This is a genomic window from Streptomyces sp. NPDC048331 (assembly GCF_043201215.1).
GTDB lineage: Bacteria > Actinomycetota > Actinomycetes > Streptomycetales > Streptomycetaceae > Streptomyces.
This window is the reverse complement of sequence record NZ_JBICYT010000029.1, coordinates 40,476-63,118: the sequence shown is the minus strand read 5'-3', so window position 1 is coordinate 63,118 and position 22,643 is coordinate 40,476. Positions and strand designations below refer to the sequence as shown.

Sequence of the window (22,643 nt, the reverse complement as noted above, 5' to 3'; positions counted from 1 at the left end):
TCCTCCTCGGTGTCGTCCGGGTCAGGCCCCGGGGCGTGCTCATTCCTCGCGCCGGGCCGCACCGGCCACGGCGATGTTCAGGAACCGCGGTACGGGCCGCCCCCGGTCGCGGAAGTCCTCCGCCACCGCGGCCCGCACCGCCGCCGTCCGGGACGCGGGGAGCAGCACCAGCACGCTCCGCCCCGGCTCTGGCCCCGGCCCGGGAGGCCAGGCGCTCAGTGCCCCGGCCCGGCGGGCGCAGGCGACGGCCCGCGCCAGTTCCCGCGGTCGGTCCGCCGCCTCCCCGCGTACGGCGACCAGTACCAGCCGCGCTCCCGAGGCCGCCGGGTCGAAGGCGACGTGGCGCCGGCGCCGCCCGGGCCGCGCGCTCAGCAGCAGGGCCCGGCCGGCCCGGGCGAAGAGCACCGCCCGGCGCAGTCCGTCGTCCCCGTCCGGGAGTGCTCCGGCCAGCAGCCGGGCCAGCCGCTCGCGGTCCGGTCGCGCACCCGCCGCCGTGTGGACGTCGGCCACCGCCAGCGCCACGGCGCAGTCCGACGGCTCCGCCGTGGCCAGCCCGGCCGCACCCGTCAGCGAGCCCTGTACGTGCAGGTCGGTCCCGCCGAGGCCGTACCCGGCCCGGGCCAGCGCCCGTAGCACGGCGTACGGCCGGACCGCCCAGGCGGGGGCGGCGGGCGGCGGCCCGGACAGGGTCAGCGGCAGATCGCAGCTGTCCGCCGGATGGCCGAGGGAGCTGAGCCGCACCAGCCCGTCCCTACGCGGGGCCGCGGCGGCCGCCGTGGGCCAGCCGGCCGCCGCGACCAGCCCGGGGGAGCCCAGGTGGAAGGCGTACGGGGCGCTCCACACGGCGGCCGGGGGCCGTCCGTGCGCGGCCTCCAGGGCGTAGGCGACGAGGCGGTACAGCGGATCGGCCGTCGCCCGCCGGGCCAGGTCGCCCCCGGCTCGGTCGGCGGTGCCGGTGCCGCGGGCGCCGGCGGGGGTGGGTCCGGGCTCGGCCCCGGTACCACCGCCGGCCCCGGACCTCACCGCGACACCGACCGGTTCCGCGCCCGTCACGGCATGTCCTTGCGGGCCAGCATCCGGTAGGCGTTCCCGCCGTCCGTACGCCGGGCCGCCGCCGCGCGCACCGCGTCGAACGCCGCCGCGGCGGCGAAGCACGGCAGCGCGACCACCCGTACGGCGTGGGCGAGCAGCCGGGCACGCGGAGTCGACCCCGGGCCCCACGGCCGGTCCGGATCCGGGGACAGCCGCGTCGCCGCGAGGGCCACCGCGCCGAAGAAGTCATTGCCCTGGTGGGCCGGTCCGTGCTCCTCGGCCACCACGGTGAACCCCCGGTCGGCCAGCGCCTCGCGCAGATTGGCCGCGGGCATCAGGTGCTGGTGCTGGGGCTGGAACCAGGGCAGCCAGAACGGCCCGACGAGCCGGGCCATCCGCGACTCCGGATCGGGCAGCTCGATGGCCAGCAACCCGCCGGGGGCCAGGACGGTGGCCGCCGCGTCCAACTCGGCGAGCGGCTCCCGGGTGTGCTCCAGGTAGTGGTACATGCTGACCACCTCGTACTGGCCCGCCAGCTTCGAGGCGAACTCCGGGAACTGGCCCAGGTATCCGGTCTCCACCCAGCCGCGCCGCTCCGCCTCGCGCACCCCCTCGCCCATGTCGAGCCCGTCGAACCGGGTCCGCGGCCAGACTTCGCGCGCCGCGTTGCAGAAGTGGCCGTGCCCGGTGCCGACATCGAGCCAGGACGCCGGGTCGGCGTGCGGGAGGAGCATCTCGGCGCGCCCCCGGTAGGCGGCGCCCTGAGTGCCGAAGACGACGCCGGTGCCCTCGCCGCCGCGCCCGTCGTAGAAGTCCCGGTAGTAGAACTCCAGCCCCTCCAGGGTCAGTCGGGGGTTCTGGAAGACGTGCCGGCACTCCCCGCACCGCTCCAGCGTGAACCGGCCCGGCTTGCCCTGGAGCAGGTCCGGCACCCGGACCTGGACGGAGAGCCGGTCGGAGCCGCACCACGGGCAGTTCGCCCGGCGCGGTTCGAGGAACCGGTCGACGCCCGCCACCAGGTCCGCCCGGTACGCGGCTGCCCGCGCGGCCTCCGCCGCACCGTCCGACGGGGTGTCCCGGCCGGCGGCCGCGGCCGTACGCAGGCCCGCGGCGAGGGAGCGCACCGGCCGGGCCGCCGTGGCCCGACCCAGGCCGGCCGGCCGCAGCGGAGAGCGCCGACCGCCGAGGACCAGGGACGGCTGGAGCCAGTACAGCCCGGCCGCGGCGGCGCCCCACGGGCCCTGACGCGCGGCGACCCCCGCCAGCAGCGCCAGCCCGCCGAGCTGCGCGGCGGCCAGCGCCCCCGGCGGCAGCCCCTGGGCCCGCAACTCGGCGGCCCGCGCCGGCCCCCCGGGATCCCCGACCCCGCCACAGGTGAGACCGGGGGCGATGGCCAGCCCCGTGGCGTCGGCGGCGTACTCCTTCAACCGGCGGGTCAGCGCCAGGAGTTCCGCCGGACCCGGGCGCGGTCCACCCGGATCCACCTCGGCCCGGGCCAGCACCTCCTCGGTGACGAGCACGGCGAACCCGGCACCCCGGCCCGCGGCGAGCCGGTCCTGCCGGTACCGGGCCGGGTCGACCAGCCGCAGCAGCCCCAGCGCCCGCTCGGCCGGCAGGTCGGCGGGCAGCAGGTCGAGCACCCGCAGGCCCTCCGCCTCGGCGTACGCGCAGGCGGTGAGGAAGGTGGCCGGGTCCGGCTCGACCCCCCGGGCGGTGAGCAGCCGCCACCCGGCGGCGCGCGGCACCCCGGCCGCCGCGGGCGGGGTCGGCGGCAGTACCGGGATCGCCCGCAGCCGGCGCCTGGCGCGCACGGTGCCCGCGCCGAGGGCGGCCAGTAACAGGACGGAGGTCCAGGGGACCCGGGGGAGCGGGGGAGGCGTCATAGCAGTTTCTCCAACCGGTCGGCCGCGGCGGCGGCCCCGCCCGCCGCGGCGAATGAGGCCTGGATCCGGCGGGCGGCCCGGCGGGGGCCGGGGTCGTCCAGCACGGCGGTGAGCGCGTCTCGCAGTTCCTCGGCCCGGGTCCGGCCGAACCGCACCCGGACGCCGGCCCCGGCCAGGGTCACCTGCCGGGCCACGATGGGCTGGTCGTCCCGGATCGGGGCGACGACCAGCGGCAGCCCGTGCGCGAGGGCCTCGCAGACCGTGTTGTGGCCCGCGTGGCACACCACAGCGTCCAGGTGCGGCAGCAGCTCCAGCTGCGGGACGCTCTCCTGGAGCAGCATGTGGTCCGGTACGTCCCCGATCAGGGCGGCGGGCGCCGCCAGGACGAACTGGACCTGGTCGGCCAGCCGTTCGGCGGCGCCCAGCACCGCCCCGTAGAACCGGGCCCCGGCCGCCTGGTTGAGGGTGCCCAGGGACACCAGCACCCGTCGCCGCGCCGGGTCCAGCCGCTGCCAGGGGAATCCGGGCGCTGCCGGACGGGCCCCGAAGGCCGGTCCCACGAAGGCGTAGTGGGGCGGGAAGTCCGCTGCCGTGCCCACGAGTTCGGGCGTGGAGAAGACCAGCACCAGCCGCTCGGAGAAGCGCGGGTCCCAGCCCGCCCCCCTCACCGGATCCCGGGCGGCGCCGAACTCGGCGAGCAGGCCCGAGATCTGCCCGGCCACCCACTCCCCGACCTTCGGGAAGTCCGCGAAGGGCCGGGTCAGCTCGGCCGAGGTGCTGGCCGACGTCACCCACGGGACACCGAGCCGCCGGGCCGCCAGCGGCCCGGCCAAAGCCTGCTGGTCGGCGACCAGCACGTCCGGCCCGAAGGCACGGACGGCCCGGGCGACCCCCGGCACCATCGCCCGGGCCAGCGGCACCAGTGCCTCCTCCCACAGGAACCGCAGTGCGCCGACCCCCCGCAGATCGCGCCAGCTGTCGTGCAGCGCCGCGTACCCGCCGGCGCCCAGTTCCTCCCCGGCGGGCAGGATCCGGGCCTGCGCGGGCAGGAGCCGGGCCAGCGCCGAGGGCGGTCCGGTCCAGGCGATCTCATGCCCCCGGGCGACCAGTTCGGCCCCGACGGCCACGGTCGGATTGACGTGCCCCGCCAGCGGCGGCACGGTGAACAGCACCCTCACGGGACCAGCGCTCCCGCCCGCGGCCATGCCGCCGTCGCCACGCCGGCCGTCGCACCGGCGGTCGTACCGGCCGTCGCTTCGGCCGTCGCGTCGAGATGGGCGAGCACGGTCTCCCGTAGGACACCGCTGGTCTCCTTCAGGACGTCGTGCCCCAGATCCGGCAGGATCCGCAGCACGCCGTGCGGGGCGTGGTGCGCCAGTTCCCGGCCGCCCGGCAGCAGTTCGGAGTGTTCGCCGCAGACGACCAGGACCGGGCAGCGCAGCCGGGCGTATTCCGCCGCGGTGAAGACACGGCTCGCCGCGATGTCGTCGATGAGCGTGGTGCGGTTGAGCAGGGCGTCGGCGATGGCCGTCAGGTTGGCGGCCTTGCGCAGCCGCAGGGTGAGCAGCTCGGTCGGGACCGTACTGTCCTCCAGGCTCAGCGCGGCGGCCGACAGGGTGTCCACCATGTTCTCCACCCAGGCGCCGCCGAGCGGCGGTTCGAGGAGGGTGAGCCCGGTGACCAGGTCGGGCCGGGCCAGGGCGGCGTGCAGGGCGAGGGTCCCGCCGTAGCTGTTGCCGACCAGGTGGACCGGTCGTCGCCCGAGGTCCAGCGCGCCGAGCAGGGCGAAGAGGTCCCGTACGGCGCTGCGGCTGTCGTAGCCGGACCCGGGACGTTCGGTGCGGCCGTGGCCGCGCAGGTCGTAGAGGACCACCTCGTGGCCGGACCGGGCCACCGGCACGGCCAAGGGGCAGTAGAAGGACGACAGGTTGTCGACCACCAGCCCGTGCAGGAACACCACGACGGGCCGATCGGGGGCGGCGGCGCCGGCGGTGGCCGGGAGCCGCTGGACGTGGAAGCGGAGGGAGCCCGCGTGGACGAAGGCCATGACCGGCTCAGCCGGCCGACGTCGGGGAGGACCCCGCGGCGGCCCGGGCCAGGGAGGTGTGGGTGATCCGGCCGATGTGGGTGACGAGTTCGCCCACCGACATGGCCAGGATGGCGTCCATGTCCTTCTCGGCGAGGAAGCCCATCAGGTCCACCTCGGCGCCGTAGCGATGGTGGAGCAGTTCGGCGAGGGCGACGAACTCGATGCTTTCCAGGGCGAGATCCTCGTTGAAGGTCGTCTTCATCGTGATCTCCTCCGCGAGCAGGTACTCGTCGCCGACGATCTCCACGAGCATGCCGGTGATCTCGGCGAGGATGTCAGTTGCCATGACGGGCCTCCGTGAGGGGAAGGGGGACGGGTACGGGGGAGGGCGCCGCGAGGTGGTCGGTCCAGGCGACGACGTGGGCGGGCACGGTGTCCGTGGGTGGTGTGGTGAGCGATGCGGCGAGGGGTGCCGTGAGAGGTGCGGTGAGCGGTGTGGTGCGGATCGGGTACGGGTCCCCCTCGGGCGAGGTCACGAGCAGCGCGCCGGAATCCGGGTCCCCTGCCACCCGCCAGTCCCGCGGCCGGCCGCCCAGCCCGCCGCCGGCCGCCTTGGCCGCCGCCTCCTTGGCACACCACAGGGCGGTGAGCGCGGCGGCCAGGCCGGTGCCCTCACGCGCGGCCAGCCCCTCGGCCAGGCGGAGTTCGGCCGGCCCCAGGGCGATCCGGATCAGCGCGTCCGGGTCCGCCGTCACCTGCTCCACATCGATGCCGACCGGCCGGGCCCGGTCGGCGAGGGCGACCGCGATCCGGTCCTTGTGGGCGATCGACAGCCGGAAGTCGGCGGTCAGCGGGGACTCGGCCAGCGGGCGCCCCGCCCGGTCGTTGCCGATCGGCACCTCTGCCGGGAACACCGGCCCGGCCCCGCCGTCCCACAGCAGCTGCCGCAGCGCGTCCTTGGCCGCGATCCGGCCCAGCAGCCAGGGCGCCCGGGCGCGCGGCGACAGCCCCTCGTAGGCAGCCCGTTCGGCGGCGCCGAGGTAGCGGCGCATCACCAGCTCCTGGGAGGCGGGATCGTTCCAGCGGCGCCGGGCCAGGCACCAGCCCTCGGGCCGGGGCTCGCCGATCCCGCACACCTCCGGGGTGAACTTCATCGGCCAGACCCGCTCGTCGGCGCCGAAGCGGCGGTACGTCCACCCCTCGATCCGGGCCCACACCCCACCGCCCGCGCCGCGCAGCTCGATGTCGCCGCGCACGGTGACGTCCTGCACGGCACGGATCCGGGCCGTGGCCGTCACCAGCTCCCGTGCGGCGGGCGGGGGCCCGTAGAACCGGATGCGGTCCACGGTGGCCGGGAACACCAGCCGGTCGACCGGCAGGCGCAGCTGCATCCAGTGCCCGAAGAGCTGCCCGGCGGCGTCGAGCAGCGCGCCCGGGTCGGGCAGCGCGCGCAGGACCCCGTGGATGCCGTCCGAGCCGACGGACCGCACCTCGTGGACCCCGGCGAAGCGCGGGCCGTGGAACATCCACCGGTCCCGGTACAGGGCCGCGGCGCTGACCGGGGCGGGCCCGGGCTCGCGCAGCGGCGTACCGTCGGGCGCGGGCGGCTCCCCGTAGCGCTCGCCGAGCAGCACGACCACCGAGGCGTACGCGCCGAGGGCGACCCGCATCCGGCCGGGCCCGTCACCGCGGACGGTGACCTCGACGTCGACGGCCGGCTCGACCGCGAGCCACCGCAGGGCCCGGACCTCCTCGTAGCCGATGACGACGAGACCGGCTGGGGCGTGCCGTCGGGCGGCGTCGGCGGCCAGCTCCAGCATGGTGGTCATGGGCACGACGGGGAACCGGTCGGAGTCCTCCGGCCAGTCGTCGGGCTGGAGATACACGCAGTGGTCGCGTACGTAGGGGAGCGCGGCGAGGGACAGCCGCAGGGTGCGACGTCCCGGAGCCGGAGCCGGAGCCGGGGGCGAGGGCGGGGCAGCGGCCGCCGCCGGTTCCGGGACTCCCGTCGACCAGGCCTCGGTCACGGCCCGGGCGGCCGAGCCGGCGTCGGCCAGCACCGCGTCCAGGGCGGACAGCAGCACCGGCCGGTCGCCCGCGGGTCCGGCCGCCGAGGCCGTTGTCGCGGTGGACGGTGCCGGTGCCAGGAGACCGACGAGCGCGGCCCGGGCCGGCTCGCCGAGACGGACCAGCGGGGACCCGAGGTCCAGCGGCATCGCGCGCCCGGCGGGGCGCACCGGTGCCGGTGCGGGGGCCGCCGGTGCCGGCGACGGCACGGGGGCCACCGCGGCCAGCCGGTCCCACCGGGGCGCGTACCCCTCGGCCCAGAGCGCGGCGCAGGTGCGGCGCAGCGCCGCCAGGCCCGCCAGGCGCGGGGAGGAGGTGGAGACCGAGAGGTGCGGGCGCTCGCGCAGGGTGTCCTCGACGAAGCCCGGCAGACTGCCCGGACCCAGCGTGACGAAGCCACGCACCCCCTCGTCCTCGTACAGCCGCACGGTCAACTCACGGAAGCGGACCGGCTCCAGCAGATGCCGTACGACCAGGTCCCGCACGTCCCGCGGCGCGGACGGGAACGGCGCACACGTGGTGGCCGACCACACCGGGAGCCCCGCCGGCCGCAGCGGCAGCCGCCCGAAGGCGGCCCGGACCTGCCCGAGATACGGCTCCCACATCGGGGTGTGGAAACCCGAACGGAACGGCAGCTCCTGGCCGAGCACCCCGTCCCCGCGCAACCGCCCGACGACGGTGGCCACCTGGGCCGGCTCCCCGCAGATCACCGACTGGTGCGGGCAGTTGTCGTGGCTGACCACCACCCGGTCCAGGTCGTGGAGCGCGGCCCGCGCCCGCGCCGCTCCGCACCCGAGCGCCGCGTACACGAGATCGGGGACCCGGAGATCGTCGGGCTGCAACGAGTCGAGGAAGGTGTCGGCCGTCTCCTGCGGATACATGCCGGCGGCCACCATCGCCGCCCACTCGCCCAGGCTGTGGCCCGCCAGCACATCGGCCTCGACGCCCAGTTCGGGCAGGACGCGGGCGAAGAACCGGCCGGTCGCGATCGCGTCGAGGGCTCGCTCCACGAGGGACGCGCCCCGGGTCAACCGGGGCGTCGCCGACCCGAGCCGCTCCGCCACATCGTCCAGCACGGGCGCGAACTCCGGCTCGAGACCCGGGAACAGGAACGCCAGCCGGCCGCCCAGCGGCTCCGGGGTGAACCACACGTCCCCGCGCCCCCGCCAGGGCCGGCCGCGCGCCACCACCTTGGCGGCCAGCGCGAGCCGCTGGGGCGTGGGCCCGACCACCGCGACCCGGCAGGGCCCGTCGCCGCCCGACACCGGGGCGGCGGACGCCAGCCGGGCCGACAGCTGCGCCGGGGTGTCCGCACCGATCAGGAGTACGTCGCCCCCCGCGGCCGGACCGACCGGCGCGGCCGCGGCTCCCAGCGGCAGGAAGCGCCGCACCGGGGCCCCGCGGCCCGGTCCGGGGATCGGAGCGGGAGCAGGCGCGGGGGCAGGCGTCGGGCGCGAGGCCGTCGGAGCCTCCTCCAGCACCACATGGGCGTTGATCCCGCCGAAGCCGAACGCGTTGACCCCGGCCCGGCGCGGCTGCGGACCACGCTCCCACGGCTCCGCCGCGCCCACCGGCCGCATCCGGGTCCGGACCAGGTCCGGGTGCGGCTCCTCCATGTGCAGCGTCGGCGGCAGAACCCCCTCGTACACCGCCAGCGCCGCCTTGATCAGCCCGGCCATGCCCGAGGCCTGCATGGTGTGCCCGAGCATCGACTTCACCGAGCCGAAGCCGACCTCGGGTCCGCTGCCCGGCCCGGGCGGGCCGAACACCTGTGCCAGGGTGTCCAGTTCGGCGGTGTCCCCGACCGGGGTGCCCGTGCCGTGTGCCTCCAGCAGCCCCAGCGCGCCCGGCGCCCGCGGATCCAGGCCCGCCTCCCGCCAGGCCCGCTCCAGAGCCTGCACCTGGCCCGCCACCAGCGGGCTCATCAGGCTCGCCGCACGGCCGTCCCCGGCCACGCCCGTCCCACGGATCACCGCGTACACGCGGTCGCCGTCCCGCTCGGCGTCCGCCAGCCGCTTCAGCAGCACCACCCCGGTGCCCTCGGAGAGCAGGGTCCCGTCGGCCCGGCGGTCGAACGGCCGGATGTGCTCGCTGGGGCTGAGCGCCCGCAGCTGCGTGAACACGCTCCACAGCGTCGCGATGTGGCAGTGGTGGGCCGCCCCGGCGACCACCGCGTCGCAGCGGCCGGCCGCCAGCAGCCCCACCGCCTGGTCCACCGCCAGCAGGGAGGAGGCGCAGGCCGCGTCCAGGGTGTAGGCGGGCCCTCTCAGGTCCAGCCGGTTCGCGGTCCGGGCGGCGGTGAAGCTCGGCACCAGCCCGATCGACGCGTCCGGCCGCTCCGGCCCCAGCGCGTCCTGGAACGCGGACCGGACCTCCGCGATCCGCCGCTCACCCAGCTCCGGCGCCAGCTCGCGCAAGGTCTGCGCCAACTGGTGTGCCGTACGCACCCGTTGATCGAGTCGGGCGGTGGCCACCCCCATGAACCCGCCGCGCCCCAGCACCACCCCGATCCGCGACCGGTCGGCGGGCAGCCGGGCCTCGCCACCCGCGTCGGCGATCGCCTCGGCCGTCGCGTGCAGGGCCAGCATCTGGTCCGGCTCGGCCCCCTCCACGGCGGCCGGCATGATCCCGAACCGGGTCGGGTCGAAGGCGGCGAGACCGTCGATGAAGCCGCCGCGCCGACAGTAGAACCGGTCGCCCGCCACCGGTCCGGCCGCGCCGCGCGGGTCGTAGTACACCTCGGGGTCCCAACGGCCCGGCGGGACCTCGCCGATGCAGTCCGTACCGGCGAGCAGATTGCGCCGGTACGCGGCCAGGTCGGCGGCCCCCGGGAACACCGCGCCCATCCCGACGATCGCGGCATCGGTCGGGCGCGGGCCGCGCCGCTCCGCGTCACGCATCGTCCCGGCCCTCCTGCCGCGCCATCAGGACCACTTGTACGTCGCTGCCGTACGCCAGTTCGTCGAGGAACGCGGCGGTTCCCGCGTCCGGATCGATGAGCGGGATCCCGCGCCGGACGTAGGCGCGTGCCAACTCGGGGGTGACCATTCCGCCCGCCTCCGCCGCCCAGGGGCCCCAGTCGACGGACAGCACCCGGCCCGGGAAGGACTCCGCCCAGGCGTGCGCGAGGCCGTCGAGGGCGTCGTTGGCCGCGGCGTAGTCGCACTGGCCACGGTTCCCGTACACCCCGGCGACGCTCCCGAACAGGGCGAGGAAGCGGGGCGGGGGCCCGTCCCCGTGCTCGGCCGCCGCGGCGGCCAGGTGGCGGGCCCCGGTCACCTTCGTGGTGAACACGGCGGCGAAGTCCGCCGGTCCCTTGTCACGCAGCAGGCCGTCCCGCAGTACGCCGGCGCCGTGCACGATGCCGTCGAGGCGTCCGTGGCGTGCCCGTACGTCGGCCACGACGGCCTGGACGGCCCGCTCGTCGGTGACGTCCGCGCAGTGGTAGCGGACGGAGGCGGCCGCGGTGCGCAGAGCGGCGAGGGTGGCTCGTACCTCGCGCTCGGCGAGGATGCGCGAGGCCGCCGCCTCGATCTCCGCGGGCCTGCGCAGCCCTGCCGCGATCAGCGCGGCGCGCAGCGCGACCCGGTCCTGGGCCTGGTCGAACTCGTCCGCATCGGCGGGCGGTTCGGGGGTGCGGCCGATGAGTTCCACGTGGCAGCCGGTGGTGCGGGCCAGCGCCAGGGCGGTGCGGGCGGTGATGCCGCGGGCGCCGCCGGTGAGGAGGACCACCGCGCCGTGGTCCAGGGGCGGGGGGTCGTGGGGGGTGCCGGGTGCGGCGGGGGTGTGGGGGGTCGGGAGCGGGGCCGGGACGGGGAGGCGGGTGATGCGGGTGCCCTCGGCCGTGTAGGCGACCGAGGTGCTGGTGTTGTTCCCGGCTTCGCCGCCGCCGCTCAGTTCCGCCACCAGCTGTTCCGCGACGCGTTCCGGGTCTTCCTTGGGGTGGATGTCCACGGCCCGGACCAGCGTGCCGGGGAATTCGAGGGCCGCGCTGCGGGCGAAGCCGTGCAGGCCGGCGCCGGGGGTACCGGGCACGGTGACGAGCAGCAGCCGTGGCGTTCCGGTGGTCAGAGCCTCCCGCAGCCCCGGGAAGGCCTCCGGCAGCACGGGGTCGGCGGTGGTCCGCAGCGCCGAGAGGTCGACGAGGCCGTCGAAGCCCGGCTCGGCCGAGGGCAGGATCGTCGGCTCGGCGCCCATGTCCTCCAGGGCGGTCGCGAGGGTGCGGGCGATTCCCTGGCCGTCTTCGACCAGGGCGATACGCAGGCCGCGCAGGGTTTCGGGAACGCTGTCGAGCAGGGGCGCGGGGACCGGTTCGACCCGGAGTCGACTCAAGCGGGCCGGCGTCGACCGCCTCTCGGGTGCGGGTGCGGGTGCGGGTGCCGGTTCCGGTGTGGTGGGTGTGTGGGTCGTGATCCAGTCGACGATGCCGCGCAGGGTCTTGATCCGGGACAGTTCCTCGACCGCGGAGTCGGCGGCGGCGCCGGCCGGATCCTGGGGGAGGCCGATTCGGTCGGCGAGGGCGCCGATGATCTCGACCCGCTTGATGGAGTCGACGGACAGGTCCGCCTCCAGGTCGAGCTCGGGGTCGAGCATGTCCCGGGGGTATCCGGTGCGGGTCTGGACGATCTCCAGGACGAGGTCCATGACCTCCTCGGCGGTGCGGGGGCCCTGCGGTGCGGGGGCGGGATCGGTGGGGGCGGCTTTGCCGGGGCCGGGCGCGCGCCGGGGCGTCTCCTCGGGCGCCGAACGGGGCGCGGGGTCGGAATGTGCGGCGGCGGTGCGTTCGGCGTCCTGCGGGGATCGCCCCGACACACTCCCGACCCCGTCAAAGCCGTGGCGGGATCCGGCGCCCAGGAGGCCGAGCAGGACGTCCCGTTGGGCTTCGATCAATCGGCTTGTGCTGCGCAGGTATTCCAGTACGGCTTCCTCGCGTCGGTCACCCTTCTCCGTCGCCGCTTCTCGCCCGCCCGGGTGCGTGACCGGAGCCACCCGGCGGGCCGGGCGCAGGCCGCCCGGGACGGGCTCGCCCTCCGCGGTGCGGACCAGGTGGCCGTCCACGAGCCAGCCCGGCCGGCGCGGGGCGTGCTCCGGGAGACGGGAGGTGCGGCCCCGGAACAGGGCCCGCGGTTCCACCGGAACCCCCGCCGCCATCAGTTCGGCCAGCGCGGTGACCAGCCGGACCAGCCCGTGCTCGCCCGGTACGTCCAGCGCGACCACCGTGTGGGCCCGCCCGTGCAGGATCCGGCCGACCAGTCCGGAGAGGACCCGGCCGGGGCCCGCCTCCACGAAGGTCCGGACACCGGCCGCGTACATGGCCTCCACCTGCTCCACGAACCGGACCGGCTCCGCGACCTGGCGCGCGGCAAGGCTTCGTACCTCTTCGGCAGTCGGTGGGTACCGGTCCGCCGTCGTGTTCGACCAGACCGGGGTGTGGGGCGGCGAGATGGGTGTCGTCGTCAGTTCTGCCGCGAGACTCTGCGCCGCCCCGGCGACCACGGTGCTGTGGAAGGCGCAGGCCACGGGGAGGGGTTCGGCCGTGAGACCGGCTGCGCGCAGGGTCGCGACGGTCGCGGCGACCGCCGGCGTGGGGCCCGAGATCACGCACTGCCGGGGTGCGTTGTGGTTCGCCACCACGCAGCCGGCGCGGGCCGCGATCTCCCGTACCTCCCCCGGTGTGGCCGACACCGCCGCCATGGAGCCCGGATCCTCGCCGGCGGCCGCCAGGATCGCCTCGGCCCGGCGCGCGCTCAGCCGCAGCAGGCTCTCCGTGTCGTAGGCCCCGGCCGCCCAGAGCGCGGTGAGCTCCCCGTACGAATGGCCGGCCACGCAGTCCGGCCGTACGCCGAGCTCGCCGAGCAGCAGGTGGGCGGCCGCCCCCGCGAGGCCGAGCGCAGGCTGTGCCACGCGGGTGTCGGTGATCGCCGCCCGCTGTGCCGCCCGGCCCTCGGCGGTGAACGCCGCCGGGGGGAACATCGTCGACACCACCGGCGGCGGGGCCTGGTCCAGGAGTCGCCGCAGGGAGGGGAAGGCGGTGATGAGGTCGACGAGCATGCGCGGGCGTTGACTGCCCTGGCCGGGGAAGAGGAAGGCCACCTCGCCCGGGTCCGCGGCCTCCTCCCGTACGTGGACTCCCGCGCCCGGGGCGAAGGCACGGGCCTGCTCCAGGCGTACCGCCAGTTCGTCCAGGTCGGCGGCCACGACCGTGACCTGGACCGGGCCCGTGCCGGCGGCCGTCTCCGCCGCCAGGTCGCGCAGCGCCCACGGGCGTCCGGCGGCGTCGTTCTCCTCCAGCCGCGCGGACAGCCTGACCATCGCCCGGTCCGCCGCCCGCCGGTCCTCGCCGCGGAAGCAGAAGAGCTCCGCCGGCCACTCCTCCCGCCCGTGCCGGGGCTCCGCCGCGCCGGCGTGACCGGTGAGCACGGCGTGGTAGTTGGTGCCGCCGAAGCCGAAGGCGCTGACCCCGGCGATCCGCCGCTGCGCGGGCACCGGCCAGGGCCGGGCCTCGCTGTCGAAGGAGAACGGGCTGCTCTCCGCCCGCCAGGCCGGGTTGGGCGTGTCGATGTGCAGGGTCGGGGGTCGCACGCCCGTGTGGACCGCCCGGGCCGCCTTGATCAGCCCGGCCAGCCCGGCCGCGCATTTGGTGTGCCCGAGCTGGGATTTCACCGATCCCAGCGCACAGGAACCGGGTTCGGCCCCGGACGCGGTGAACAGCTCGCTCAGAACCGAGAGTTCGGTGCTGTCCCCGACGACGGTGCCGGTGCCGTGCGCCTCGACCAGGCCCACCTGCGCGGGGGTGATGCCCGCCCGGGCGTACGCGCGCTCCAGGGCCCGCCGCTGCCCTTCCGGCCGGGGCGCGGTCAGGCCGAGGGAACGGCCGTCGCTGGCGGCGCCGACCGCCTTGATCACGGCGTACACGCGGTCGCCGTCGCGCTCCGCGTCCGCGAGCCGCTTCAGGACGAGGGCACCCACGCCCTCGCCGAGCGCGATCCCGTCGGCGGCCGCGTCGAAGGGCCGGCAGCGGCCGCCGGGCGACAGGGCGCGGACGGAGGCGAACATCAGGTAGTCGTTGATGCCGTTGTGTACATCGGCGCCGCCGCAGAGGACCATGTCGCTGTCGTGGTCCCGGAGTTGGCGGCAGGCCAGGTCCAGGGCGGCCAGCGAGGAGGCGCAGGCGGCGTCCACGGTGCAGTTCGCCCCGCCGAGGTCGAGGCGGTTGGCGACCCGGCCCGCGATGACGTTGGCGAGGATCCCGGGGAAGGAGTCCTCGGTGAGTCGCGGGAGTTGCTCGTCCAGGGCGGGCGGGAGCTCCCCCAGATAGGCGGGGTGCAGGGCGCGCAGCCCGTAGGCGCCGGCGAGCTCCGTGCCGGCCTCCGCGCCGAAGACCACCGAGGTCCGGGAGCGGTCGAAGGCGCGGTCCTTGCCGTAGCCGGCGTCCCCGAGGGCCCGCGCCGAGATCTCCAGGGCCAGCAGCTGCACCGGCTCGATGCCGGCGAGCGAGGCGGGCGGGATGCCGTGCGCGAGGGCGTCGAAGGGCACCGGGTCGAGGAAGCCGCCCCAGCGGGAGGGGGTGCGCTCACCGGCCCGGGCCGGATCGGCGTCGTAGTAGAGCGCCGGGTCCCAGCGCTCGGCCGGTACCTCGGTGACGGCGTCGGTACCGGCGAGGACCATCGCCCAGTAGGCGGCGAGGTCGGGGGCGCCCGGATAGGCGCAGGCCATCCCGACGATGGCGATGTCGAGCGGGTCGGCCGCCGGTCGCCGCGCCGTCGGCCCGGAGTCGGCCAGCTCGTGGGCCCGCCGCTCCAGCAGGGCGGTGGCTCCCTCGGTGACCTGTGCGTGCAGCGCCGCGATCGTGGTGGTGTCCGTGCGCAGGGTGGCGGCCTGGCCCAGCATGAACAGCCCGTCCGCGTACTGCTGTTCCTCGGTGACCGGTTCCAGTCCGCTCCCGTCGGCGTTTCTGCGCAGGCCCTTGCCGGCGATCCGAAGCCGCCCCAGATTCAGCCGTTCCAGCTCCTCCCACACCGTGCGCGGCTCGATGCCGCTCTCCGTGAGCCTCTGCCGGGTCGCCTCGAACGTCGCGGCGTACGGGGTGTCCGCGCACCGGGTGGCGTGTCCCGGCGCGGTGCGCAGCAGCACGGTGTCCGCGCAGTCCACCGCCGCACGCTGGAAACCGGGCAGGATCGCGCCCGCCGTGACGGCCTCCTCGGTGAACAGGTAGGCGGTACCCATCAGCACCCCGACCCGTGCGCCCCGGTCGGCCAGCGGGGCCGCGGCCGCCACCGCCATGGCGGCGGAGCGTTCGTCGTGGACGCCGCCCGCGAACAGCAGGTCCAGGGCAGCCGGTTCGGGGCAGGCCAGGAGCCGTTCGATCTGCTCCTCCCACAGCGGGAAGGAGGCGCGCGGCCCGACGTGTCCACCGCACTCCAGCCCCTCGAAGACGAACCGCCGGGCCCCCTCGGCGAGGTACCGCTCCAGCAGACCGGGCGAGGGCACGTGCAGATGGGTCCGGATCCCGGCGGCCTCCAGCGGGGCCGCCTGCGCCGGGGTGCCGCCGGCGATGATCGCGTACGGCGGGCGGGCCTCGGTCACGGCCGCCAGTTGCTCCTGCCGCAGCTCGGGTGGGGCGAAGCCGAGCAGGCCCACGCCCCAGGGGAGGTCCCCGAGGCGCTCGGTCGTCTCCGCCAGCAGCCGGCGTACGTCCGGGCCCTCCATCACCGCGAGCGCCAGGTACGGGACCCCGCCCGCGCCGGCCACCGCCGCGGCGAAGGCCGCCTGGTCGCTCACCCGCGTCATCGGGCCCTGCGCGACGGGAAGCGGGCGCGCCAGGGGCCGGGCCCGTACGGCGGCCTCCAGGTGCCCGCGGACGGCCTCCCGTACGGCCTGCAGGACCCCGCCGGTGGTCCGGTACCGCGCGGCCAGGCGGGCGGCCGAGGCGCCGTCCTGCCCGACGGGCAGCAGCTGGGTCCGTAGGTCGCGGGCGCCGAGCAGGGTGTGCACGGGCCCCTCGGGCGGGGTCAGGTCGGGCCGGGCGAACACCCGGTGCCCGGCGACCGTTCGCGTCTCGGAGCCGTCCATCGCCCGGAGCGCGGAGGCCACCTCCTCGGGGAGCCCGGCCTCGCCCTCCGTGGTCAGAGCCAGCTGTACGTCGAGCAGCACCCCGGCGGCCCCGCCAGCGACGGCCGCGGCCGCCGTGTGCGGGCCGATCCCGCCGCAGGCCCGCACGGGCACCCGTACCGCGGGATCGTCGAGGAGCTGCTGGAGCAGCACGAAGGTGGTGGCGCTCCCCACCCGGCCGCCGCCCTCGTGCCCCTTGGCGACGAGCGCGTGTGCCCCGGCGGCCACGGCCGTCCGGGCCTCGGCCGCGCCGGTGACCTCGGCCCACACCCGGGGCCGCCCGGCCGCCGCGGCCCAGGCGCCGACCTGCCCGGGGGTGTGCGAGGCGGGGTCGGCGAGCAGCACGGTGTCCACCGCGGCGGGCAGCCCTTCGGGGCCGAGCGGGCAGCCGGTCGGCACCCGGACCCCGTACCGTTCGCCGTTCGCGAGCCGGTGGCCCAGCTCCGCGAAACCGCGCCGTGCGGCGTCGGCGTCCCGGCCGAGGTCGAGCAGGCCGAGGGCGCCGGCACGTTCGGCGGCGGTCACGACGGCCGGGTGGGGTTCCTCGAAGGGGCTGACGGCGACGACCAGGTCACGGGTGGGGGCGGGCTGCGGGTGGGGGGTCACGGGCGCTCCTCTTCCAATGCTGTGTGACATGGCGAAGTGCGGGACGGAAGAACGGACGGGCAGGCGCGGTGCCGAGCGGGGCGTGCGGCCGAGCGGGGCGAGCGGCCGAGCGGGGCGAGCGGGCGAGCCGTGCAACGGCGGTGCGGGGCAGGGCGGAAAGACGGGGGAGTGCGGTGGCGGTCACACGCACCGGCCGGGGAACCCGCCGCGGGTACGACGGGCTTGAACCGTGGTCAAACACCCGCAATGCCGCGTTGCATCGTGCGGTGGTCGCCCTGCACTGTCAACAGCCGTGCGGAATACGATGCTTCGCACTCGCGACGTACACGTGCCACCGGAAATCCCGCCCGGACGGGGCCCCGACACCCCCCGGCCGAGCCGGTGGCCTGCGGTGTTCTCCGCCCGGCCGGCCCGCCCCCGCCGCGCGGGCCGGCGTACCGCGTTCCACGCGGGCATGCCGTTCCGGCATGCGTAGCCACCGACCGGGCATGACCATCACGCCGGAAGCGGCCAGTTGTTCACCGGACGAGCCCTTACAGGTACAGCCTCACGCGGTTACCGTCCGGTCATGACCCCCACCCTCGCGCAGCTCCGCTACCTCGTCGCCGTCGCCGACTGCCGGTCCATCACCGGGGCCGCCGCCTCGGTCTTCGTCGCCCAGTCCGCTCTCTCCCGGGCCGTGCAGGCCATGGAGCGCGACCTCGGCGTCGAGCTCCTGGCCCGCCGGGGAAGGGGGGTGGACCTCACGCCGGAGGGGGCTCGGGTCGTCCGGCTGGCCCGGACCGTACTCAACGCGGTGGAGGCCATCGACGACATCGGGACCCCGCACGGCGGGGACGCCCGGGCGGTCCTGACCCTGGTCACCACCCCCACCCTCGCCCTCGACCTGGCCACCGACCTGATCGCGGCCTTCACCGCGCGGCACCCGACCGTCGACGTCCGGCTCCAGCAGCACGGCAGCAGGGAGGCCCTGGTGGAGGAGGTGACCCAGGGGCGTTCGGAACTGGCCCTGGTCGACCTGCCCGTCGACAAGGAGCTCTCCACCCACTTCATCCAGGAACGCGAGGTGGTGCTGATATCGCCGCAGGGCTCCCGGCTGCCCCACCCGATGCCCCTGCGCATGCTCGACGGGCTGCCGATGGTGCTGCCCACACCGGGGACCGGCCGGCGCACCGAGATGGAGGCCATGTTCAGCTGCCTGGGCGTGCGGCCGCTCCCCACGCTGGAGGTCGACGAGCGCCTCGCCTGGGTGACGGGGGTGACGGATGGTCGGGGTTCCCTTATCTGGTACCGGGACGTGGTGCTGAGGGCCTTCGGGAGCCGGGCCGAGATCCGCTCCTTCACACCGCCGTTGCTGCGGCCGGTGGGCATCGCCCATGCCCGGCGACCGCTCGGCCGGGCCGCCCGCGCGTTCATCGCGCAGGCCGGGCACAAGGCGCCGGTCCGGGAGCCGGTGCGCTGACCGGACATGCCCCCGCGGCATTGAACGATGCTCGAACGGGAGGGCATCGGGTCTGGCAGGCCGACCGATGTCCCCGCACATTGTGCGCATGTCCCGACTCCTGACACCCCCACGGGCCGCCGCCCTCACCACCGCGGCCCTCGCCACGATCCTGCCCGCGTCCGCCTGGATGGCCACCGCGACCGCCTCCACCCCCTCGACCGCCTCCACCCCCTCGCCGGTTTCTGCCCCCTCGACCGTTTCCGCCCTCTTCGCCGGCCGCGCCGCCCCCTCGGCCGCTGCCGCGGCCCTCGCGCCGGAGAGGAAGTGCACCCTCCCCGGCGGCCTCGCCGAACTCAGCGGCCTCGCCATGAGCCGCAAACATCCCGGGGTCCTCTACGCCGTCAACGACAGCGGCAACACCAACCAGGTCTTCGCCGTCGACTGCGCCACCGCCACCGGCCGACTGCTGGCCACCCTCACCGTCGCCGGTGTCGGCAACACCGACTGGGAAGGCCTCGCGCTCGGCACGGACGCGGGCGGCGGCCCGGCGATCCTCGTCGGCGACATCGGTGACAACTTCAGCGGACGCGCTGAGATCACCGTGCACCGGTTCGCCGAGCCCGATCAGCTCACGAACGCCACGGTCACACCCGTGACGTACCGCTTCGCCTACGCCGACGGCAAGCACGACGCCGAGTCCCTGCTCGCCGACCCCGTGACCGGCCGCCTCTACGTCGCCAGCAAGCTCATCGGAGCCGCCGGGAAGCTTTACCAGGCTCCGCTCCCGCCGGTGACCGGGCAGGTCAACACCCTCACCGAGGTCCGGTCCGGGCCCGTGTTCGCCACCGACGGCGCCTTCTCGCCGACGGGGGCCTCGTACACCCTGCGCAGCGGCGGTCCGCTGGGCGCCAACACGGCCTCCGTGTACGACACGGCCGGGGTCAAGCTCGCGGACGTCGCCCTCCCGGCCCAGTCGCAGGGCGAGACGGTGACGTACGCCGACTGCGCGAACCTGCTGGTGGGTTCGGAGAACGACACCCAGATCTGGCGGATCCCCCTGCCGCCGGAGGCCACCCCGGGCTGCGGCGCCACGCCGACACCCACGCCCACGCCCACGCCCACCCCGACCCCCACGCCCACTCCCACGCCCGGCGGGCTGAAGTTCACCGACCCCGGCCCGCAGACGTGCAAGTTCAACCAGCCCTGCACCGTTCAGCTCGCCACCACCGGGGGGAAACCCCCCGTCCGGTACGCCGTCACCGGACTGCCCTGGGGGTTGACCCTCGACAGCGCCTCCGGGCGGATCACCGGCAAGCCCTGGGGCAGCGGCGCCTTCCAGGTCACCGCCACCGCGAGCGATGCCACCGGAGCCACCGCGGGCACCACCTTCACCCTCACGCTCAACTGGTTCTGAGACGGGGTGAGTACGGGCTTGTCCAACCGACCCCCGAGGCCGCACTGTTGACCGAGTTTCGTCCATCAGGTCAGGAGAACCGGCTTGTCGTCCCACATCTCACCCGTCCCGCAGGGCTCGGCCCCGCACGTGATCGACCCCGTCGGCGGCTGCCCGCACGCCCTCAACGCCCGGCTGCGCGCCGAGCACGGCGCGGTGGCCGAGGTCGTGCTCCCCGGCGGGGTCCCCGGGGCGGTCGTCCTGGGACACGACGCGCTGAAGGAGTTCCTCGCCCACCCCGAAGTGGCCAAGAGCGCCCGGCACTTCCCCGCCCTGCACGACGGCACCATCCCCGCCGACTGGCCGCTGCGCGTCTTCGCCAACGCCCAGGGCATGCACACCGCGGACGACGCCGACCACCGCCGCCTGCGCGGGCTCGTCGGCAAGGCCTTCACGATCCGCCAGGTGGAACGGCTGCGGCCGCGCGTCGAGGAACTCACCACCGAACTCCTCGACGACCTCGGGCGGGCCGCGGCCGATTCCCCGGACGGGACCGCCGACCTGTACGAGCACTTCGCCCTGCCGCTCCCGATGAACGTCATCTGCGAACTGCTGGGCGTGGACCCCGAGCACCGGGGCCGGCTGCACCACCTGACCAACAAGGTCGTCATCGCCACCGACCTCACCCCGGCCGAGAAGATGGCCGCCCTGCAAGAGCTCATGGCCCTGACCGGCACGATCGCCGCCGCCCGCGCCGCGAACCCCGGCGAGGACCTCACCAGCGCGCTGATAGCCGCCCGCGAGGACGACGGGGACCGGCTCACCGAGATCGAACTGATCGGCACCATGCGGCTGATGCTCGTCGCGGGACACGAGACCACCCTCAACCTCATCGTCAACGCGGTCCGCGCCCTGTGCGCCCACCGCGACCAGCTCGCCCTGGTCCTGGACGGCAAGGCCACCTGGTCGGACGTGGTGGACGAGACCCTGCGCTGGGACACCCCGGTCAGCTGGTTCCCCTTCCGCTACCCCACCCGCGACCTGACCGTCGACGGGACCGTGATCCCGCAGGGCACCCCCGTGCTCGCCGGGTACAGCGCCGCGGGCCGCGACACGTCCTTCCACGGCCCGGACGCCGACCGCTTCGACCTCACCCGCCCCACTGCCGCCCGCAGCCTCGCCTTCGGCCACGGCGCCCACTACTGCACGGGGGCCCCGCTCGCCCGACTGGAGGCCACGATCGCCCTGGAGCGGCTCTTCACGCGCTTCCCCGACCTCGACCTCGCCGTCCCGGACGCCGAACTCCCCTACCAGAACAGCTTCATCAGCAACAACGTCCAGTCACTGCCGGTCCGCCTGTCGCGCGGCTAGGGCCTGTCTCTCGGATCAGCCCAGGGCCCGGACGTGTACCTCCACCCGGTGCCGGCCGGTCGCGCCGTCGGGCACGGTGCCGGTGCGGGTGCCCGTCTGGACGGTCCCCGTGCCGTCCGTCGCGCGGACCTCCAGGGTGTGCCGCCCGGCGGTGGCCTGCCAGGGCCACACCCACTGGCGCCAGGTGTCCACACCGTCCGACGTCCCGAGCCGCGCCTCCTGCCAGGCGCCGCCGTCCACCCGTACCTGGACCCGCTCGATCCCACGGTGCTGGGCCCACGCCACCCCGGCGACCGCCACCCGGCCCGGGGACAGGTCGGCGTACGGGCGGGGGGTGTCGATGCGCGACTGCGTCTTGATCCGGGCCTGCTGGGCCCAGGACCGGCGCACCCAGTAGGCGTCGTAGGCGGCGAAGGTGGTCAGTCGCAGCTCGGCCGGCCATTTGCAGGCGGATACGTACCCGTAGAGGCCCGGTACGACCATCCGGACGGGGAAGCCGTGGGCGAAGGGCAGCGGCCGGCCGTTCATCCCGACGGCCAGCAGCGCCGCCCGGCCGTCCATGACAGCCTCGACCGGCGTGCCGATGGTCATGCCGTCCACCGAACGCGCCACCAGCTGGTCGGCGGGCCCGCCCTCGGACGGCGGCCGCACCCCCGCCTCGCGGAGCAGGTCCCCGAGGCGTACGCCGAGCCAGCGGGCGTTGCCCGCGTACGGGCCGCCGACCTCGTTGGACACGCACGTGAGGGTGATGTCGTGCTCCACCACCGGCCGGGCGAGGAGCTGACGCAGATCCAGCTCCAGCGGCCGCGTCACCCCGTCCCCGTGGATGCGCAGCCGCCAGGTCTCGGCGTCCACGCGGGGGACGACCAGCGCGGTGTCCACCCGGTAGAAGTCCTGGTTCGGGGTGAGGAACGGGCCGAGCCCGGGCACCCGCAGATCCGCGCCGGCGGGCACCGGCGGCGCGGGCACGGTGGGGCGGGGGAGGAGGAAGCGGGCCCGGGAGGCGGTGGCGTCGGCCGAACCGTGGGCACCGAGGCGCCGCGCTCCGAGCCCGACCCCGGCCGACGCCGCCAGGACGGCGACCACCAGTCGGCCGAAGCGGCGGCGGTCCATCGCCCCGGCCCCGTCGGCCCCGTCGTGCACGGCCCCGGCCGGGCGGGTCCGTCTCCCGGCCGTGACCAGCAGGTACAGCACCCCGGCCGAGACGAGTGCGCCGACCAGCGAGGGCAGTGCGTCCCGCCAGGAGGCCTCGGGTCGGCTGAGCGCCGCCAGCGCCCCCACCAGCCCGAAACCGCCCGTGACGGCCAGCGCGGCCGGGAGGTGACGTACGGCGAGCAGCCCGGTGCCGACGGCGACCGCGGCCAGGACGGCGAGGATGCCGAGGCCGAGCACCAGCTTGTCGGAGGTGCCGAACAGTCGGATGGCCCATTCCCGGACGGCCACCGGCGTCAGGTCGACCACGGCCCCGCCCACGGCGGTGACCGGCGAGGCCTCGGGCCGACCGGCCGCCGAGGCCAGCTGCGCGGCCGCCAGCCCGGCCACGGCCGCGACGAGCCCGCTGACGACGCCCGTCGCGCGCCGCGACCGCGCGTCGCGGCTCGGGTGAGTCTCCACACGGCCAGTGTCCCGCGCCCGGCCACTCCGTGTCGTCGCCGTGCCGTCCTGCCGTCCTGGGTCTGTCGGCCACCGGGGTCGTCCGCCGCACGG

Annotated in this window: 11 protein-coding genes; 3 read left to right on the top strand and 8 right to left on the bottom strand. The window is 76.0% G+C overall.

The annotated features are described in order from the left end of the window. Positions 1-39: 39 nt before the first annotated feature. From ACGFYY_RS31625 to ACGFYY_RS31595, 7 genes are read right to left on the bottom strand one after another with little or no spacing between them, the layout of a single operon-like run. Complete coding sequence (locus tag ACGFYY_RS31625; RefSeq protein ID WP_393714652.1) at positions 40-1,053, bottom strand: galactokinase; 1,014 nt, start codon at positions 1,051-1,053, stop codon at positions 40-42. Continuing rightward, positions 1,050-2,915: a methyltransferase domain-containing protein gene (locus tag ACGFYY_RS31620; protein ID WP_393714650.1), complete on the bottom strand. Its 1,866-nt coding sequence runs from the start codon at positions 2,913-2,915 to the stop codon at positions 1,050-1,052. Before ACGFYY_RS31620 ends, ACGFYY_RS31625 begins: the two co-directional genes overlap by 4 nt. Further along, positions 2,912-4,087, bottom strand: a complete 1,176-nt coding sequence (locus tag ACGFYY_RS31615) for a glycosyltransferase (RefSeq protein ID WP_393714700.1) — start codon at positions 4,085-4,087, stop codon at positions 2,912-2,914. Before ACGFYY_RS31615 ends, ACGFYY_RS31620 begins: the two co-directional genes overlap by 4 nt. Positions 4,088-4,089: 2 nt before the next feature. Then, the gene (locus ACGFYY_RS31610; protein ID WP_393714648.1) at positions 4,090-4,962 is read right to left on the bottom strand and encodes an alpha/beta fold hydrolase; all 873 of its coding nucleotides are present in this window, start codon (positions 4,960-4,962) and stop codon (positions 4,090-4,092) included. Between the two features lie 7 nt (positions 4,963-4,969). Next, positions 4,970-5,290 carry an acyl carrier protein gene (locus ACGFYY_RS31605; RefSeq protein WP_365280173.1) on the bottom strand — a complete coding sequence of 107 codons (321 nt, stop codon included), beginning with the start codon at positions 5,288-5,290 and terminating at the stop codon, positions 4,970-4,972. Next, positions 5,280-9,911, bottom strand: coding sequence for a beta-ketoacyl synthase N-terminal-like domain-containing protein (locus ACGFYY_RS31600; RefSeq protein ID WP_393714646.1), 4,632 nt, complete (start codon positions 9,909-9,911; stop codon positions 5,280-5,282). The genes ACGFYY_RS31605 and ACGFYY_RS31600 overlap by 11 nt, the downstream gene beginning before the upstream one ends. After that, positions 9,904-16,728, bottom strand: a complete 6,825-nt coding sequence (locus ACGFYY_RS31595) for an SDR family NAD(P)-dependent oxidoreductase (RefSeq protein ID WP_393714644.1) — start codon at positions 16,726-16,728, stop codon at positions 9,904-9,906. The genes ACGFYY_RS31600 and ACGFYY_RS31595 overlap by 8 nt, the downstream gene beginning before the upstream one ends. A 568-nt stretch (positions 16,729-17,296) precedes the next feature. On the opposite strand from ACGFYY_RS31595, the gene ACGFYY_RS31590 reads away from it, so the two are divergent. The 3 genes from ACGFYY_RS31590 (at position 17,297) to ACGFYY_RS31580 (ending at position 20,936) form a co-directional block, all read left to right on the top strand. Beyond that, complete coding sequence (locus ACGFYY_RS31590) at positions 17,297-18,190, top strand: LysR substrate-binding domain-containing protein (RefSeq protein WP_393714642.1); 894 nt, start codon at positions 17,297-17,299, stop codon at positions 18,188-18,190. A gap of 88 nt (positions 18,191-18,278) precedes the next feature. Next, positions 18,279-19,586 (top strand): putative Ig domain-containing protein, encoded by a 1,308-nt coding sequence (locus ACGFYY_RS31585; RefSeq protein WP_393714640.1) that lies wholly within the window; start codon positions 18,279-18,281, stop codon positions 19,584-19,586. An 84-nt stretch (positions 19,587-19,670) separates the two neighbouring features. Continuing rightward, entirely contained in the window at positions 19,671-20,936 is a 1,266-nt protein-coding gene (locus ACGFYY_RS31580; protein ID WP_393714638.1) for a cytochrome P450, read from the top strand. 15 nt (positions 20,937-20,951) lie between these two features. Here ACGFYY_RS31580 and ACGFYY_RS31575 read toward each other — a convergent pair whose 3' ends face one another. Then, positions 20,952-22,550, bottom strand: coding sequence for a molybdopterin-dependent oxidoreductase (locus ACGFYY_RS31575; RefSeq protein WP_393714636.1), 1,599 nt, complete (start codon positions 22,548-22,550; stop codon positions 20,952-20,954). Positions 22,551-22,643: the final 93 nt, after the last annotated feature.

Excerpts from the sequence above, each read along its gene's own strand:
- ACGFYY_RS31590 (WP_393714642.1), top strand. The coding sequence starts at position 17,297 with ATGACCCCCACCCTCGCGCAGCTCCGCTACCTCGTCGCCGTCGCCGAC.
- ACGFYY_RS31620 (WP_393714650.1), bottom strand. The coding sequence starts at position 2,915 with ATGACGCCTCCCCCGCTCCCCCGGGTCCCCTGGACCTCCGTCCTGTTA.
- ACGFYY_RS31585 (WP_393714640.1), top strand. The coding sequence starts at position 18,279 with ATGTCCCGACTCCTGACACCCCCACGGGCCGCCGCCCTCACCACCGCG.
- ACGFYY_RS31610 (WP_393714648.1), bottom strand. The coding sequence starts at position 4,962 with ATGGCCTTCGTCCACGCGGGCTCCCTCCGCTTCCACGTCCAGCGGCTC.
- ACGFYY_RS31600 (WP_393714646.1), bottom strand. The coding sequence starts at position 9,911 with ATGCGTGACGCGGAGCGGCGCGGCCCGCGCCCGACCGATGCCGCGATC.
- ACGFYY_RS31605 (WP_365280173.1), bottom strand. The coding sequence starts at position 5,290 with ATGGCAACTGACATCCTCGCCGAGATCACCGGCATGCTCGTGGAGATC.